Here is a 16,663-nt window from a genome sequence, read left to right as displayed (position 1 = left end):
AAGACTACGGGTTCGGCGTCCGGAGCGATCGCAGGTGGCCCGCCTGGGCGAGCACGCCGTCGAGAGCCCCGAGGAACGCCGGGAAGCTGCGCCGGAAGTCCGAGCCGGTTCCCGAGTTGCCGTACCAGTAGAGGTCCTGCTGACCGAACGTGCCGATCCAGCGGTCGGTCTCGCCGAGCACCACCGCGTACGGCAGCGACCGGGAGAACACGAGCTCGCGGTCGGCCTCGGGAACGTCCTCCGGCGTCACCCCGGCGAGGTAGCCGCGCAGGCCGCGGACGTGCTCCAGCAACTCGCTGCCGCGCTTGGTGCGGGCGGGCATCGACCGTGCGCCGAACGCCAGCGCGACACCGCCGGCCGCGACGACGAGCCCGAACAGCGCGTTGCCGATCGTCAGCGCCAGCACGACCGTGGCGGCCACGCCGAGCACCGCGACCACGATGCCGGCCCACCAGAACAGGTTCCGCTCGGCGTCCGGGCGGCGCACGAACCAGCGCTTCTCCACGACGTCGGAGTAGAGGCGGTCACGCACATGCGCGAGGTCGATCTGCCGGCCGCGCAGCGCGGACACGCTCACCGCGTCCGCGCCCTGGGGCAGCAGCGCCTCGCAGACTGCCTTCTCGTAGCCGGACAACGAGTCGTCCACCGGGTTCCGGCGCACGATCTGCCAGTCGTGGCCGTCGGTTTCGGTGATCCACAGGTAGTTGCGCACGGCGAGGTCGATGACCGTGGCGGTCACGTCGACGACGTCCACGTGCTCGTCGACGACGGTGCCGACCTGACCGGGCAGCACGCCGTCCGGAGAGGCGAAGGCGACCCGGTTGTCCTGGTCGCGGACCAGCACGGAGACCGCGCCGACCTCGCTCGCGAGCGCCGCCGCGTCCCGGCCGCGCAGGTACCAGAGCAGCGTGACACCGCCGAGCAGCAACACCAGCAGCCCGCCGAGCGCGGCACCGCTGGCCGGCGTGAGCGCGAACGCGGCCGCGAGACCGGACTGCTCGACCACCACGGCGTTCGGGGGCACGACCCCGGCGGACAGTCCAATCGCGACGTCGACGCGTTCGCCGGCGCCGAGCTTGATCTCCTGCGCCCGCACGCCCTTGCCGTCCGCGAGGTCCGCGCTCGTGCACGGCTGCGACGAGCCGACCGGGCCCGCGAGGCAGTTGACCGACGTCGGCGAGTCGGGTGCGGAGAAGGAGACGGCGACCTTGTCCAGCTCGGTGTCCCAGCCGCCCGCGACCTGCCAGCGGACCTCCAGCGCGTCACCGACGGGGGCGACGGCGCCGACGACCGTGTAGGTCAGCGTGGACTGGCCGCCCTCGAGCGTGACGGAGAAGCTGTCGTCGTCGGTGGAGGTGCTGCCCTTGCCCTCGACCTTGGCGTCGGTGACCCGGTACTGGCGCTCCAGATCGTCACCGGCCGCGAGTCGCAAGGGGACGGTGCGCTTGACGATCTTGCCATCCGGCACCTGGACGGTCTCGGTGACGGAGAGCCGGGCGTCGCGCTCCAGCTTCATCCGCACCTCGGTGCTGACGGTGCCGGGAAGCGGCTGCGCGTGCGCGCCGGCCGCCGTCCCGAGAGACGTGACGGACGTCAGCGCGACGGCGACGAAGATCGCCGCACCCCAGTTCTTCAACACGGCTGCGGACAATAGCGGAGTCCTCATATGCTCCGGCGGACTTTCGAACAGACGCCATCTGGGGGATCTTCGGCGATGACACAACCACCGCCGCCAGGCAATCGGCCGCCGCCACGCCCGGTGGGCCCGCCGCCTGTGCCCGCCGCACCGCCGTACGGTCCGCCGATGCCTCCCCGCCCCGGTCAGGGGCCTCCGCCCGGTGCGCGTCCACCGATGGGACCGCCGCCTCCGATGGGGCCGCCGCACGGTGCGCGTCCGCCGGTGGGACCGCCACCTCCTTACGGCCCACCCATGGGCTCGCCTCCTCCGTACGGCCCGCCGCCCGGCCGCATGCCACTCCCACCACCGCGGCCGATGATGCCGCCGCCGCGTCCGGTGATGCCTCCACCGCAACCGACGTGGGGCCACCCGCACCCCGGCGCGTTCGCACCACCGCCCTACCCGATGGCGCCACCCCGCAGGAGCAACAGCGGCCCGGTCCTGGCGCTCGTCCTCGGCGGCGTCGTGATCCTCGGCCTGGGCGCGATCGGCATCTTCTCGGCGGCGCTGAACAACAAGGTGAAGGACACGGGCTACTCGAACTACACGACCTACAGCCCGACCTACACGTCGGCTACGACGACGACAACGACCACCACGACGGCGTCCACACGCACCTCGTCGACCCGCACGCCGAGCACGCAGCAGACCCCGGTGGGCCCGAAAGCGGTCTACAAGCTCGCCGACCACCCGATCTTCAGCACCAACATCGGCGCGAACGACTTCGACTCGTGCCCGTTGCCGCGGATGGAATACAGCCCCGCGGGCGAGAAGCGGTTCCTCGAAGCCGCGCTGCCGTGCATCGAGAAGGCGTGGCAGCCGGCGCTCAAGGCCGCCAACCTGCCGTACCAGCCGGCCGAGCTGCAGGTGTTCACCGGCACCACGCAGACGCCATGCGGTTCGCGCCAGAACAACGCGACGGCGATGTTCTGCCGCGGCGTCATCTACTGGCCCGGCAACTACTACGCGAACGAGGGCGGCACGACGGTCCGGCACCCCGGCGTCTACCTCGGCCAGCTCAGCCACGAGTACGGCCACCACGTCCAGTGGCTGACCGGCATGCTGCGCGCCGCCGACCAGGCCCAGTACGACGTCGGCGGTTTCGACACCCCGAAGGGCCTGGAGCTCAACCGCAGGCTGGAGCTGCAGGCCACCTGCCTCGGCGGCATGACGCTGGCGCCGTTCTCGCACAAGAACGTCGTGCCGATGGAGGTCGTGAACACCGGGTTGAGCGACGCGGGCAAGCGCGGTGACTACAACCGCAGGCCGGACCACGGCAGCGCGCCGAACAACGACCGCTGGGTGATGCACGGCCACAAGAAGAACAAGATCAACGCGTGCAACACGTGGGCGGCGAGCTCCGCGGACGTCTCGTGAACCGATCCCCCGGCCCGTGCGTCCCAAGGAGGTGGACGGGACGCGTCAGCCCGGCGTGATCCCGGTCCGCCTATGCTCGTACCCGACCCAGGATGACCATTGGGGGGACCTCAGGCGATGACGCAACCACCGCCACCGGGCAACTGGCCGCCGCCGCGCCCGGTAGGCCCGCCACCGATGCCCGCACCGCTCGGGCAGCGTCCGCCACAGGGCCCACCGCCTCCGTACGGCCCGCCGCAGGGTCCGCCGCCCGGCTACTACGGCCCGCCGCCCCCGCACGGCCAGGTCATGCCGCCGCCGCAGCCGTCGTGGGGCCCGCCTCCCGGCTACGGCCCGTACCCGCCGATGCCGCCGCGCCGCAGGAGCAACGGCCCGGTGATCGCCCTGATCCTGGGCGGTGTCGTGGTCCTCGGCCTCGGCGCGGTCGGTGTCTTCGCGGCGACCCTGAACAAGAAGGTGGAGGACGCGGGCTACTCGAACTACACGACGTACAGCCCGACGTTCACCCTCCCGACCACGACGGAGGCCCCAGCGACGACGAGCAGCGCACCGCGCGCGTCGGCGTCGCGCACCCCGTCCGCACCGGCGACCCCGGCGGGCCCGAAGGCCGTCTACGCGCTGGCGGACCACCCGTTCCTCAAGCCGGGCTTCGGCGCGAACACGGTGTCCGGCTGCGCGCTGCCGGCGATGGACTACTCCCCGGCCGGCCAGGACCGCTTCCTGCGCGCCGCGCTGCCGTGCATCGAGAGCATGTGGAAGCCGGCGCTGAACGCCGCGAACCTGCCGTACCAGCCGGTCGAGCTGCACGTCATCACCGAGACCGCGCAGTACCCGTGCGGCACGGTCCGCCCGGACCAGACGGCGCGGTACTGCCAGGGCGGCATCTACTGGACGGCGAACGCCTACGCGGCCGAACGCAACCCGAAGAACCCGAACCACCCCGGCAAGTACCTGGGCCAGCTCGCCCACGAGTACGGCCACCACATCCAGTGGCTGACCGGAATGCTCAAAGCCTCGGACCGCGCGCAGTACGACGCGGGCGGGTGGGATACTCCGAAGGGCCTCGACCTGAACCGCCGGATGGAGCTGCAGGCGACCTGCTTCGGAGGCATGTCGCTGGCCCCGTTGTCGCACGGAGCGATTCCGATCGAGGTGATCCGGGTGGCGCTGACCGACGCGGGCAGCCGGGGCGACTACGACATCTACCCGACGAAGGACCACGGCAGCCCGGAGAACAACGCGACCTGGGTCGACCGTGGTTACAGGTCGAACAAGGCATCCGACTGCAACACCTGGGCAGCCGATCCCGGCGCCGTCTCCTAAGAAGGGGAGCACGTGACCCAACCGGCCAAGAACAACCCGGTCCTGTTCGCGGGAGTGTTCGTGCTGGTGGTCGCGTTCGTCCTCGGAATCGGTCAACTGAGCCGTCCCAGAGTGGTCGCCGGCCACGCCCTGGCCAGTTCGCGCCCGGCGTCGACTCCCCCGACGGAGCCGTCGACGCCGATCCGGCCGCGGGCGGTCTTCCGCCTGGCCGACCACCCGTTGCTGGTGAAGCCGGTCTCGCTGAACCCGGTGACCTGCGCGTTGCCCCAGTTCGGCACCTCGGACAGGCAGCTGGCGGCCTACTACGCGGCCGGCGTCGAGTGCCTGGACACCGCCTGGGGCCCGCTGCTGAAGGCGGCGAACCTGCCGTTCGACAGGCCGGAGCTGGACGCGTCGCCGGTCCTGAAGGACGGCCCGTGCGGCCAGGCCCCGGAGTCCGATCACGCGGTGGCCTACTACTGCGGCCGCAACCGCACGATCTACATGCCGACGTCCCGCCTGCGCGACAACGGCGGCGGCGACGCCCCCGCGACGCACCTGGCCACGCTGTCGCACGAGTACGGCCACCACGTCCAGGCGCTGACGGGCCTGCTGCGGGCGGCGGACCTGAAGATCACCGACGCGGGCGAGAAGACCCCGGCGGGCCTGGAGATGTCGCGGCGGATCGAACTGCAGGCGAACTGCTTCGCGGGCATGTTCCTGAGCTCGGCGGCCGGTCGTGGTTCGCTGACGGCGGGTCTCGCGCGGCAGGCGCAGGAGGACTTCCAGTTCGCGATCGAGGAGAAGCCCGAGAACAACGCGCACGGTTCCGCCAAGAACCAGGCGCACTGGGCGGCCGCGGGCTTCAAGGCGAACTCGACGGACGCCTGCAACACCTTCGCGGCCTCCCCGGCCCAGGTCGGCTAACGCGGATCGGTCTGCTGGTCGACGGGCAGCACCACGCGGAACACCGCGCCCTGCTCGGAGGGTTCGCAGGTCAGGTCCCCACCGTGAGCGCGAATCACGCCACGGGCGATGGCCAGGCCCAGCCCGGAGCCGCCCGAACGCCGGTCGCGCGCGTAGTCGAGCCGCACCAGCCGGTCGAAGATCCGCTCGCGTTCGGCCTCGGGCACGCCCGGCCCGTTGTCGGACACGGTGAACCCGGTCAGGTCGACCCGGATCCGGACGGTCCCCTGTGGACCGGTCGCCTGCCGGGCGTTGTCGACGAGGTTCGCGAGCACCTGCGCGAGCCGTTGCCCGTCCCCGACCACCGCGACCGAGACGCCCTCGGCCGCGATGTCGAAGTCCGGCGCCACGAAGCGGGTCCTGGACACCTCGGCCTCGGCGAGGCCCAGCAGGTCCACCGACTCGCGTTGCATCTCGTACCCGGCGTCGAGCTGGGCGAGGGCGAGCAGGTCGTCCACCAGCCGTCCGGCTCTTCTCGCTTCCCTGACCAGCAGGAACGACATCTGGTCGCGATCGGGCGAGTCGACAGGAGCCTGCACGAGCGCCTCGGCCACGGCCTGCACGCCGGTGATAGGCGTCCTCAGCTCGTGCGCGGCGTCGGCGACGAACCGCCGTGTTCGCTGTTCGGAGCCCTCCAGCGAGTCGAGCATGCCGTCGAACGCGGCCGCGGTCCGTCCCAGCTCGGTGTCGGTCCTGGACGGGTTGAGCCGTCCGCCCCGATGCCCGGCGGCGATGGCCTGGGCCAGCGAGGTCATGGCGTCCAGCGGCGCCAGCGCCCTGCGTACCACCACGACGATCAGCGCGCCGGTGATGCCGATCGCCGCGAGTCCCAGGATCAGCAGCAGTTTCCGCAGCCTGTGCTGGGCCTGCGAGATCGCTTCGGTGTCGGCGTAGAGGGTGACCTTGTTGCGCTGGACGTTGCGGACCTGGCGCTCGAACTGCCCCTCTACGGGCGCGCTGCCGACGGTCGTGCCGTTGGGGAGTTCGATGGTGACGTGGATGTTCCGCTTCGTCAGCACGCCGACGACCTCGGCCGGACGCCTGCCGTTCCTCAGCATCTCCACCGCACGCGCCCCGGCGTTGTTCAGCACGCCGTCGACGTCCCTGGAGGACTGCCCGGCGAACGTCCGGTCGACCGAGATCACCAGCGCCACGAGCACCAGGAACAGCACCAGCAGCACGGACACCGCCACCCGGCGGCGCAACGAGACCGTGCGGAGGTTCATTCCTCGGCCCGCAGCACGTACCCAAGGCCGCGAACGGTGTGCACGAGCCTTGTGCCGTGTTCCTCGATCTTGCGACGCACGGCACTGACGTGGACCTCGACCAGGTTCGGGTCGTAGTCCTCGTAGCCCCACACGGCCGTGAGGATCTGCGTCTTGGACACCACGCGCCCGCGCTGAGCCGCCAGGTACACCAGGAGCCGCAGTTCGGTCGCGGTCAGGTCGATCGGCCGGTCGGCGCGCATGACGACACCGGCGTCAGCGTCCACGACCAGGTCACCGACCTGCACGGTCGACGGCGTGCGGCCGAGGCGGCGCAGCACCGCCGACACCCGTGCCACGAGCTCTGCCAGCACGAACGGCTTGCCCACGTAGTCGTCGGCGCCTCCGGACAGCCCGCGCAGCCGGTCCGGCACGCCGTCGCGGGCGGTCAGCATGACCACGCCGGCGCCGGACGAGCGGCGGATGACCTCGAGCAACTGGAAGCCGTCGCGGCCGGGCAGCATGACGTCGAGCACGACCAGGTCGGGGCGGAAGCGACCGAGGTCGGCCTCCAGCTGGCGCCCGTCCAGGCGGTGCTGCACGTCGTACCCGGACTCACGCAGCGCGGAAGACACCGCGGCACCGATCGCCTCGGCGTCCTCGATCACCAACACCCTGGCGGACACCTCACCATTCTGCTGATCATCGGGACTTCGGGCGACTCGCCTTCAGCTTGCGCTCAGAATGCACGCGCACGCTGATGCGCATGTCGAAGAAATCAGCGTGGGCCGGCGCCATCGTCGCGGCCGTCGGCCTCACCGTCGGCGGCATCGCGGTCGCGACGGCGGCCGAAGGTCCCGACCGCCCACCGAACGCGGCGTTCGCGGAGCGCCACCTCGGCGGCCCCGGCAAGCCCGGCCGTCCGGACAAGGCCAAGCTCAAGGACAGCACGCTCGTCATCGGCCGGGTCAAGTCGGTCGAGACCGGCAAGCTCACGATCACCAAGGACGACGGCAGCGAGGTGTCGTTGACCACTGACAGCTCCACCAAGCTGCGCGGGGGCGACCTCGCCGGGCTCAAGGCTGACCAGCGCGTGACCGTGCGCGTGAAGGACGGCAAGGCGCTGCACGTGGCGCTGGCGAAGGCCCAGGCGCGGGGCACCGTCAAGGACGTCAACGGCGACAACGCGACGTTGATCCAGGTCGACGGACTGCAGACGTCGCTGGACCTGTCCGCGGTGACCGAGAAGCCGAAGAACGGCGATCTCGTGGCCGTGAGCGGTTCGGTGACCGACGGCAAGACCATCAAGGTCGAGCAACTGCGTCAGCTGCCGAAATAAACCTGGGCTCCACGCGGGCCGCCGCGTCTGCGAACATCGCAGTGTGGCGGTTCCGCGAAGCCCGGACAGATGGGTGTTCATCCTGCTGGTCGTCGGACTGGTCGGGATCGGGGTCGCGGTCGCGCTTTTGGTGCCCGCCAGCGTGCTGGGCGCCGAGGAACCCCCTAGACCCGTGCCGGCGACAGTCGTCGAGAGCGGCTCATGCGGCCAGGGCATGGACACCGTCGAGTGGGACGCCGGCGGCGAGAAGAAGCAGGCCAAGCTCGACGGCTGCGGTCACACCAAGGGCGAGACCGTCGAGATCGTCAACACCGGCGGCGACATGGTGTCCTCCGCCGCCTCACAGCCCGTCGGACTTCCGATCGGGCGCCGCCTCACCGCGCTGCTGCTGTGCATGGCAGCGCTGGCGGGCGGCTTCTACGCGTTCCTCTTCCGCTACGCGCCTCTGCGCGCACCGGCCGTGCTGCCTACTCCTCGCCGACCGGGGCCGGCTTCCTGACGATTGCGTCGTTCGGCCTATTCCGCGCTGCGGCATCTCGCCATAACGTCCTCTGTGGACCTGTCCTGGGGGCAGCGAGGTCCGCTGAGGCTGAGGGCATGTCGCAACCAGCCGAGCACCATGCCCCCTCTTCTCAGCCTGGGGGACTCCTTGAAGCGTGCAAGAAGCAGAACCGCGATCATCTTCTTCGGCGTAACACTCGCCCTGACCGGCGTCGCCCAGCCCGCCGGCGCGGCAGCCGGCTACCGGCTGAAGAACGTGAACAGCGGCAAGTGCGCCCTGGTCCAGGGCGGGGACGACAACGCGCCCGCCGTCCAGTACCAGTGCCTGGACTTCGTCGATCAGAAGTGGAACTTCGTCGACAAGGGATCACAGCAGTTCCAGATCCGCAACGAGAACAGCGGCAAGTGCCTGCTGGTCCGCGGCAACGACAACAACTCACCCGCCGTCCAGTTCACCTGTCTGGACTTCGCCGACCAGTACTGGCGGGCGGTGAGCTACCCCTACCACACCTCCGGGCTCTACCTGAAGAACGTCAACAGCGGCAAGTGCCTGCTCAGCCGCGGGGACGCCGACGGCACCCAGATCGTGCAGTTCGAGTGCGGGCCCTATCTGGACCAGGCATGGACCCGGCCGAACTTCTGATGTGCCCGGTGCCCGCCCCGGCGGGCACCGGCTACTCCTCGCCGGGCGGAGTCACCTTCTTGATGTAGAGCAGCCGGTCTCCCGGCTCGATCGCGTCGGCCTCCGGAGCGTCCACCCGGAACAGCGTCCCGCTCCGCACCACGCCGAGCACGATGTCGGGCAGGTGCCGCGGCGATCCGCCGATCTCGCTCTTCTCGACGTCCCGCTCGGCGATCGCCAGCCCCGCGTCGGGCGTGAGCAGGTCCTCCACCATCGCCACGACGGACGGCGTCGCGGTGGCCATGCCGAGCAGGCGACCGGCCGTCTCGGACGACACGACCACCGAGTCGGCACCGGACTGCCTGAGCAGGTGCTCGTTCTCCCGTTCCCGCACCGACGCCACGATCTGCGCCTTGGGCGCGAGTTCGCGGGCCGTCAACGTCACCAGCACCGCCGTGTCGTCCCGGTTCGGCGCGACGACGATCGCGCGCGCACGGGCCGCACCGGCGACCCTCAGCACGTCGTTGCGCGTACCGGACCCATGCACAACGACCAGCCCCTTGGCGGACGCCGCGTCCAGCGACTCCTGCACGGTGTCGACGACGACGATCGAGCCGGGGTCGACACCGTCGCCGAGCAGCGCCGTGACCGCCGAACGCCCCTTAGTGCCGTAGCCGACGACTACGACGTGGTCACGCACGATCCGCCTCCACTTTTGAATGCGCAACGCCTGACGGGAGCGCTCCGTGAGAACTTCGAGTGTCGTGCCGACCAGCACGATCAGGAACAGGACCCGCAACGGCGTGATGACCAGAACGTTGACCAGCCGCGCTGACGACGACGCGGGCGTGATGTCGCCGTAGCCGGTCGTCGAGAGAGAGACCGTCGCGTAGTAGAACGCATCGAGCAGCGAGACGCCGTCCTCGTTCACGTCGCGATAGCCGTCACGGTCCAGGTAGACGATCATCACCGCAAGCAGCAGCGCCGCCATCGCGCCGATGACGCGCTTCAGGATCGCGCGGACAGGGCTCTCGACCTTGTCCGGCATCCTGATCACGCCGACGAGCGAGTGCGACGCTTCATCAGACAGGCTCATCGGGACAACCTCTTCGCGATCTCCGCTTGGGCAAGCATCCGCCACAGGTGAGCAGCCGCCTCCGCGCCTTGAAGGAGCACCGGCACCACCACGCGCTCGTTCGGCGCGTGGACGCGATCATCCGGCAAGGTCGCGCCGAGGTAGACGAGGGGCACCCCGAGTCGCTGCTGGAGCACCGCCGCCGGCCCGGAACCACCGGCCCGCGCGAACCGGACGGGCCGGCCGAACGCGAGCTCCATGGCCTCCTTGACGGCGGCGTTGGCCGGATCGTAGGGGCTGATCGCGTACGGCGGCACGCCTTCACCCCTGAAGCCGACCCGCGCCGTGATGCCCGGCGGGGTGTGCTCGGCGACGAACCGGCTGAGCTGCTGCGCGACCTTCTCCGGGTGCTGGTCGGGCACGAGCCGGAAGCTGATCTTCGCGGTGGCGGTAGCGGGGACGATGGTCTTCAGGCCGGGGCCGGTGTAGCCGCCGCTGATGCCGTTGACCTCGGCGGTGGGCCGGACCCAGATCCGTTCGAGCGTGCTGTAGCCGGTCTCACCGTGGGTCGCCTGGGCGCCGCCACCGTTGCCCTGAAGCCACTTCTGCTCGTCGAACGGCAGCGCGGCGTAGTCCTCACGTTCCTTTGTGGACGGTTCCCGGACGTCGTCGTAGAACCCTTCGAGCCGGATCCTGTTGTCGTCGTCGTGCAGCGCGGCGATCAGTTTCGCGAGAGCCGTCGCGGGGTTCGGAATCGCACCGCCCGCACGCCCGGAATGCACGTCGTCCGTGCCGCCCTCGAACGTGATTTCGGCGCCGAGAACACCCCTTTGCCCAGTGGTGACCGTCGGCGCGTCACGTTCGTGCAATGCCGTGTCGGTGAACACCACAAGATCACAGCCGAGTTCGGCTTCGTGATCTTCGAGCAGCTTTCGCAGATGAGGCGATCCCGATTCCTCCTCGCCTTCGACGAAGAGTTTCAGCGTGACGCTCGGCGCATTCTGCCCGGTGGCCGCAAGATGCGCCTTGACCGCGAGCAGGTGCATCGCGACCTGCCCCTTGTCATCACTCGCGCCACGCCCCCGGATCTCATCGCCGCTGATCACGGGCTCGAACGGCGGGTGGTCCCACCTCTCGGGCGGATCGACCGGCTGCACGTCGTGGTGCCCGTAAACGAGCACGGTCGGCGCGTCCGGATCGTCCGCCGGCCAGCAGGCGAAGACGGCAGGCAGCGCCGGCCCGTCACCCCAGACCTCGACCTCCGGCCAGCCGTCCTCGCGCAGCGCGTTCGCCAGCCACTCGGCGGATCTCCGCACGTCAGGGTGATGGGTCGGGTCGACGCCGATGCTCGGAATTTTGATCCACTCGCAGAGCCCGGCCACGAAGGAGTCGGTCAGCGCGGCGATTGCGGCGCGTTCTGGGCGTTCGGCGCGTTCTGGGCGTGCGGCGCGTTCGGGGCGTTCGGGGCGTTCTGGGCGTTCGGCGCGCTCTAGGCGTTCGGGGAGTTCTGGGTGTTCTGCGCGTTCGGGGCGTTCTGGGAGTTCGGGGCGTTCGGAATGACGAGAATCACCTGCCACGGCAGTGGAGAATAGGCCAGCCCCGTCTCGCCTACGCGGCGTAGGCATGACAGGGTGACGCCATGGAACCAACCCGTTCCCGAGCGCGGTCGGCGCTGGCGCTCGCCGCACTGCTAGGCCTGGCCGGAGCAACCCACTTCACCAGGCCTAAGTACTACGACGCGATCGTCCCCCGCTCGCTGCCCGGCACCCCAAGGCAGTGGACGTACGCGTCAGGTGCCGCCGAACTGGCCGTGGCCGCCGCAGTGGCCACCCCTCGAACCCGCCGTCTGGGCGCCTTCGCGGCTGTCGCACTGTTCGTGGCCGTGTTCCCGGCAAACGTGAAAATGGCTCTGGATTTCCGGGACAAATCCCCCAAGGCCCGCGCCATCGCCTACGGCCGCCTGCCACTGCAGATCCCGCTCGTCGCATGGGCGTGGAAAGTGGCGAAAGCCTCCCCATGACCACCCTGGGTAATCCTTAACCAAGTATCCCGCAAACGCTGTCATTTTCTGCGCGAGGAACCTTAGGATGCGCCCTGTGCAAACGCTCCTCCAGCGCGCCGCGACCTCACTCGGCTGGGACGGAGTCGTCGTCCCCGACGTCGCCGTCCTGGGCCAGCAGGTGTCCGCGGTAGTGCGTTTGCTGCCCGAAGTGCACGAGTGGAGAACCCAGAACGGCTGGCCCCCGAGAGCCGACCCGTCGTGGTTCCGCTCGTGGTTCGAGCCAGAAGCACACGACCGCCTCCCCGTGGCCGCCGTGGAACTGGTCGGCGTCCTGGTGAGCGAGTCCACGACGGACCGCGCCCTCCAGTCCTGCGGCACCCTCCTGACCCTGGCCCCGTGCGCGGTGATGCTCCCCCGCACCGACGAGTCGCAGGCCTGGTCCTTCATCGAACTCGACTACTACGGCATCGGCGTCGTCGTGGGCGACGACAGCGGGGCCGAGTTGATGGTTCCGCCGGAGGACCGGTCGCCCGAGTTCGGGCCGTCGCTGTTCGGGCGGTGGCTGCTCGAGGTGCTGTATGAGCGGGTGTTGAAGGCGTCGCACGCGCCTGCGGGCAGTTCGCAGGGTTGAGCCGGCAGTAGGGCGAGTCCAGCGCTGGGCCGAGCCGACCCGCAGAACCGAGCCATGTCGCTCAACCAACGTCGCCAGCCCGCGAACCCGAGACACCGCACCCACGCCGACAGCCGCCGCAGCAGCCCGCGAACCCGAGACACGCACCCAGGCCGACAGCCGCCGCAGCCCACGCGCGCGATCGAGACACTCGCGATCGAGACACCGCAGCCCTCGCACATCGTCCTGATGACGACCGGGCCGGACGGAGGCTGGTCTGCTGCTGCCCCCGCGCGCTTCCTTGTCACGCAACGAGTGAAACGCGACTTAGGTTCCCGGCTATCCACAGGCTACCCACCAGAAGATAACCGCAGGTCAAAAAGCCGCAACCTGTGGACAACTCGCGATCATGACTCGCGATCATGACCCGCCGAGCGGATCAGGTCCTCTCCACCGATCTCCACCGAGCGGATCACAACCCCGCCGAGCGGATCACAACCCCACTGAGCGGATCACGACCCAACCGAGCGGATCACGACCCAACCGAGCGGATCAAGTCCTTCAGGCCCTGCTCGTCCAGCAGGTCCGCCGGCCGCACCGTGTGGTCGTGCCGCACGTAGTGAAAAGCGGCTCGCACCTGCTCCAGCGGCGCGCCGATCAGGGCCGCCCACGCCAGCCGGTACGCGGCGAGCTGTACGGACAGGGCTGGCAGGGCCTCGGCGTCCGGGACTGCGCCCGTCTTCCAGTCCACGACGGTCCAGCCGTCGGGGTCTCGGTATACGGCGTCCATGCGGCCGCGGACTGAGATGCCGTCGAACTCCGCCTCGAATGGCACTTCCACGTCGTGCGGTGTTCGGTCTGCCCAGGCGCTGGCCAGGAACGACTCCTTCAGGCGTTCCAGGTCCGCGTCCGGTGCCGCGTCGGCGTCGCCTGCGCCTGGGAGGTCGTCGATGTCTAGTAGGCGGGTGGCGCCGAAGCGGTTTTCCAGCCACGTGTGGAAGGCCGTGCCTCGGCGGGCCAGGGGGTTCGGTGGGAACGGGAGTGGGCGGCGTAGGCGGCGGGCCAGTAGGTCTGGGTCTTTGGCCAGTTCCACCAGCTGTGAGACCGAGAGGTGGTCTGGTAGGGCCACCTGTTCTCTGCGGTTCTGGGAGGCGGCTCGTTCGGCCAGGAGGACGTCTACGTCTCTGGCCCAGCCGTCTGGGTCCTCGTCGAGGGGCATTTCCGGGTCGTCTGGGACGACGTCGTCCGGGAGTGGTTCGGGCTCTGGCGGGAGGTCGTCGTCCGGGGGCTCGTCGGTGGGGGGTGGGTAGTCCTCGTCGAGGATCTCGGCTGGGGGGTCTTCGAAGATCAGCGGCAGTGGTGCCGGTGGGGCGTTGCGCAGGGCGTCTAGGGCGGCCAGGACTAGCTGGGCGCCTTCGACTACGGCGTCGCGGCGTTTGCCTAGGGGGTCTGCCGGCCAGATGGACGACTTCACGTCCTCGGCCAGTGGGTTCGGGGTGTCCGGGTCCGGTTCGGGTGCCCAGCTGGACACGTCGCCGGGCGGGTTGTCGCGCTGCAGGACCTCGTGCATTTCCTGCAGGAAGATCGATGGGCCCTTGGGCTTGCCGCCTGCCTCGGCCCACCAGTGGCCCGACATCAGCAGGCTATGCTCGGCTCGGGTTACGCCCACGTAGAAGAGGCGGCGTTCCTCGACGAGGCGGCGTTCCTCGAACTCCTCGGCGTGGATGGTGAGCGCCTCGTCGACCTCTTTGCGGTTGTAGCCGGCGGACAGTTTCAGCTTGGGCAGGTCGGCCGAGTCGCCGCGCAGGGGGGCCGGCAGTTCGGTCACGGACTTGAGCCAGCACGAGGACTTCTTGCGGCCCGGGAACACGTCGCGGACCAGGTGCGGCAGCGCGACGATGTGCCACTCCAGGCCCTTCGCCGAGTGGACGGTGAGGATCTGCACGCGGTCTTCGGAGACCTCTACCTCGCCGGGTTCGAGGCCGTCTTCGGCGTGTTCGGCCGTGTAGAGGTAGTCGAGCAGCGACGGGAGTGTGGCGGACGGGGACGCGGCGGCGAAGTCCGTCACGACGTCGGAGAAGGCGTCGAGGTGGGCGCGGCCGACCATGCCGGGGCGTGACATCGACTCGATGTCCAGCAGCAGGGTGCGTTCCACGTCGGCCACGAGTTCGGGCAGTGGCTGGTCGAGTCTGCGCCGCAACGCCGCGAGCTCGCCGCCGAGCCGCCGGATGCGCCGGTAGCCGTCGGTGGAGTAAGCGTCCGGGTCACCTGGGTCGTCCAGGGCGTCGGCCAGGCCTGCCTGTTCGGCGTGTTCGCCGGGCAACGCGTCCGCCAGCACCATCAGCGGATCGTCCACAACGGACTGTCGCGGTGCGACGCCCGCCAGGTCGCGGGCCCGCGACCACAGCGCGGCCAGGTCGACGGCGGCCAGGCGCCAGCGCGAGCCGGTCAGGAGGCGGGCGGCGGCGGTGCCCGCCAGGGGATCGACGAGCACCCTCAGGGCCGACACCAGGTCGCGCACCTCGGGTTCGTCCAGCAAGCCGCCGAGGCCGACCACCTCGACCGGCAGGCCTCGTTCGCGCAGGGCCGCGGCGATGGCGGCCATGTCCGAACGGCGGCGCACCAGCACGGCCGCGGTCGGCGGCACGCCCTCGGTGTCGAGGTGCGCTTCCCATTGCGCCGCAACGTTGTCCGCCATCCAGTCGAGCTCCTGGCGGATGTCGGCGTGCAACGCGAGCCGGACGTCACCCGGTCCGGCGCCAGGCCTCGCGCGCAGCTCGTCGACGTCCAGGCCGGCTTCCCGCAACGGCAACGAGACGGCGTTGGCGAGTTCGAGCACCTCCGGCGGGTTGCGGAAACTGGTCAGCAGCCCGAACTTCTTCGTCGGCGGGAAGTCGTCGGCGAAGCGCGGCAGGTTCGCGGCCGACGCCCCGCGCCAGCCGTAGATGGCCTGCGCCGGGTCGCCCACGGACGTCACCGGCATCGGCTCGCCGTCGCCGAACAACGACCGCAGCAACACGCGTTGCGCGTGCCCGGTGTCCTGGTACTCGTCCAGCAGGACGGCGCCGTACCGCTCGCGTTCCCCGGTGGACACCTCGTCGAACCCGGCGAGCTGCGCGGCCAGCGACATCTGGTCCGCGAAGTCCAGCGCGGCTTCCTTGCGCTTACGCTGCTGGTACGCGTCCAGCAACGGCAGCATCGCGATCCGCAACCGTTGCGCCGCAACGATCTCGCGTAGCTTCTCCGGCAACGCGTCCCGCTGGCGGGGCGCGCGGGGCGCGTTCTCGACCAGCGCGCAGAACTCGAGGGCGTGCGCTTCCAACGCCTCGGGCGTCACCAGGTGCTCGCCCAGCTCTCCGGCCAGCGACAGCAGGTACCCGGTGATCGTCGCCGGCACCTTGTCCGTGTCGAGGTCGCGAGCCCACGTCGACACCACCCGGTGCGCGAGCTGCCATGACGCCGTCTGCGTCAGCAGCCGCACGCCGGGCTCCACCGGCAACCGGAGCCCGTGCTCGGTCACCAGGCGGCCCGCGTAGGCGTGGTACGTCAGCACCACAGGCTCGCCGGTCAGCACGGCCATCTTGCGCTCGCCGCTGGGGTCGAGATCGTCCAGCAGGGACGATCCGGCCAGCCTGCGCAGCCGCGCACGCACGCGGTCCGCGAGCTGGCGCGCGGCCTTGCGCGTGAACGTCAGGCCGAGCACGCGGTCGGGCAGCACGAGCCCGTTCGCGACCAGCCACACCACGCGTGCGGCCATGGTCTCGGTCTTGCCTGCTCCGGCGCCCGCGATGACCAGCGCGGGTTGCGCGGGCGCGGCGATCACCTCGGCCTGCTCGGGTGTCGGCTTGTTCAGCCCGAGCGCCTCAGCGATCTCAAACGGGCTGACGGTCACCAGTACATCTTCCTACCCGGGCCGGACGCGTCCGCACCACCCGGGACGGTGTGTTCGCCGACAGTTCGAACGCCTGAAACACGCAGGTCGACAG

General features: G+C 70.2%; 14 protein-coding genes. 8 read left to right on the top strand and 6 right to left on the bottom strand.

Features of this window, described 5'->3' with window-relative positions:
* Positions 1-4: 4 nt before the first annotated feature.
* Positions 5-1,639 (bottom strand): DUF2207 domain-containing protein, encoded by a 1,635-nt coding sequence (locus BLR21_RS29870; RefSeq protein WP_090011278.1) that lies wholly within the window; start codon positions 1,637-1,639, stop codon positions 5-7.
* 378 nt (positions 1,640-2,017) lie between these two features.
* On the opposite strand from BLR21_RS29870, the gene BLR21_RS29860 reads away from it, so the two are divergent.
* The 3 genes from BLR21_RS29860 to BLR21_RS29845 all read left to right on the top strand — a co-directional run bounded on the left by BLR21_RS29860 (position 2,018) and on the right by BLR21_RS29845 (position 5,284).
* Positions 2,018-3,055, top strand: coding sequence for a neutral zinc metallopeptidase (locus BLR21_RS29860; protein ID WP_256335019.1), 1,038 nt, complete (start codon positions 2,018-2,020; stop codon positions 3,053-3,055).
* A gap of 117 nt (positions 3,056-3,172) precedes the next feature.
* Positions 3,173-4,378 (top strand): neutral zinc metallopeptidase, encoded by a 1,206-nt coding sequence (locus tag BLR21_RS29850; protein ID WP_276526502.1) that lies wholly within the window; start codon positions 3,173-3,175, stop codon positions 4,376-4,378.
* Between the two features lie 12 nt (positions 4,379-4,390).
* Positions 4,391-5,284, top strand: coding sequence for a neutral zinc metallopeptidase (locus BLR21_RS29845; RefSeq protein ID WP_090011156.1), 894 nt, complete (start codon positions 4,391-4,393; stop codon positions 5,282-5,284).
* Here the strand turns inward: BLR21_RS29845 and BLR21_RS29840 are convergent.
* Both BLR21_RS29840 and BLR21_RS29835 read right to left on the bottom strand, forming a co-directional pair.
* On the bottom strand, positions 5,281-6,549 hold the full coding sequence (locus BLR21_RS29840) for a sensor histidine kinase (protein WP_090011155.1): 1,269 nt from the start codon (positions 6,547-6,549) through the stop codon (positions 5,281-5,283). The genes BLR21_RS29845 and BLR21_RS29840 overlap by 4 nt on opposite strands.
* On the bottom strand, positions 6,546-7,214 hold the full coding sequence (locus tag BLR21_RS29835) for a response regulator transcription factor (protein ID WP_090011153.1): 669 nt from the start codon (positions 7,212-7,214) through the stop codon (positions 6,546-6,548). Before BLR21_RS29835 ends, BLR21_RS29840 begins: the two co-directional genes overlap by 4 nt.
* Positions 7,215-7,294: 80 nt before the next feature.
* On the opposite strand from BLR21_RS29835, the gene BLR21_RS29830 reads away from it, so the two are divergent.
* The 3 genes from BLR21_RS29830 (at position 7,295) to BLR21_RS29820 (ending at position 9,011) form a co-directional block, all read left to right on the top strand.
* Positions 7,295-7,867, top strand: coding sequence for a single stranded DNA-binding domain-containing protein (locus tag BLR21_RS29830; RefSeq protein ID WP_090011151.1), 573 nt, complete (start codon positions 7,295-7,297; stop codon positions 7,865-7,867).
* A gap of 43 nt (positions 7,868-7,910) precedes the next feature.
* On the top strand, positions 7,911-8,366 hold the full coding sequence (locus BLR21_RS29825; RefSeq protein WP_143027916.1) for a hypothetical protein: 456 nt from the start codon (positions 7,911-7,913) through the stop codon (positions 8,364-8,366).
* Between the two features lie 150 nt (positions 8,367-8,516).
* Positions 8,517-9,011 (top strand): RICIN domain-containing protein, encoded by a 495-nt coding sequence (locus tag BLR21_RS29820; RefSeq protein WP_176929854.1) that lies wholly within the window; start codon positions 8,517-8,519, stop codon positions 9,009-9,011.
* 31 nt (positions 9,012-9,042) lie between these two features.
* Here BLR21_RS29820 and BLR21_RS29815 read toward each other — a convergent pair whose 3' ends face one another.
* Entirely contained in the window at positions 9,043-10,086 is a 1,044-nt protein-coding gene (locus BLR21_RS29815; protein ID WP_090011143.1) for a potassium channel family protein, read from the bottom strand.
* On the bottom strand, positions 10,083-11,642 hold the full coding sequence (locus BLR21_RS29810) for a M20/M25/M40 family metallo-hydrolase (RefSeq protein WP_276526501.1): 1,560 nt from the start codon (positions 11,640-11,642) through the stop codon (positions 10,083-10,085). Before BLR21_RS29810 ends, BLR21_RS29815 begins: the two co-directional genes overlap by 4 nt.
* A gap of 62 nt (positions 11,643-11,704) precedes the next feature.
* Between BLR21_RS29810 and BLR21_RS29805 the strand changes: the two genes are divergently transcribed.
* Complete coding sequence (locus BLR21_RS29805) at positions 11,705-12,085, top strand: DoxX family protein (RefSeq protein ID WP_090011139.1); 381 nt, start codon at positions 11,705-11,707, stop codon at positions 12,083-12,085.
* Between the two features lie 76 nt (positions 12,086-12,161).
* Positions 12,162-12,698, top strand: coding sequence for a hypothetical protein (locus BLR21_RS29800; RefSeq protein WP_176929853.1), 537 nt, complete (start codon positions 12,162-12,164; stop codon positions 12,696-12,698).
* 511 nt (positions 12,699-13,209) lie between these two features.
* Here BLR21_RS29800 and BLR21_RS29795 read toward each other — a convergent pair.
* The gene (locus BLR21_RS29795) at positions 13,210-16,569 is read right to left on the bottom strand and encodes an ATP-dependent helicase (protein ID WP_090011135.1); all 3,360 of its coding nucleotides are present in this window, start codon (positions 16,567-16,569) and stop codon (positions 13,210-13,212) included.
* Positions 16,570-16,663 lie beyond the last annotated feature (94 nt).

The sequence above is a fragment of the Lentzea albidocapillata subsp. violacea genome (genome assembly GCF_900100275.1).
Classification (GTDB): domain Bacteria; phylum Actinomycetota; class Actinomycetes; order Mycobacteriales; family Pseudonocardiaceae; genus Lentzea; species Lentzea violacea.
This window is presented reverse-complemented; position numbering and strand designations above follow the sequence as displayed.

What these genes read in the sequence shown, in the direction of transcription:
- BLR21_RS29815 (WP_090011143.1), bottom strand. Translation starts at nt 10,086, where the DNA reads ATGAGCCTGTCTGATGAAGCGTCGCACTCGCTCGTCGGCGTGATCAGG.
- BLR21_RS29840 (WP_090011155.1), bottom strand. Translation starts at nt 6,549, where the DNA reads ATGAACCTCCGCACGGTCTCGTTGCGCCGCCGGGTGGCGGTGTCCGTG.
- BLR21_RS29850 (WP_276526502.1), top strand. Translation starts at nt 3,173, where the DNA reads ATGACGCAACCACCGCCACCGGGCAACTGGCCGCCGCCGCGCCCGGTA.
- BLR21_RS29860 (WP_256335019.1), top strand. Translation starts at nt 2,018, where the DNA reads ATGCCTCCACCGCAACCGACGTGGGGCCACCCGCACCCCGGCGCGTTC.
- BLR21_RS29805 (WP_090011139.1), top strand. Translation starts at nt 11,705, where the DNA reads ATGGAACCAACCCGTTCCCGAGCGCGGTCGGCGCTGGCGCTCGCCGCA.
- BLR21_RS29830 (WP_090011151.1), top strand. Translation starts at nt 7,295, where the DNA reads ATGTCGAAGAAATCAGCGTGGGCCGGCGCCATCGTCGCGGCCGTCGGC.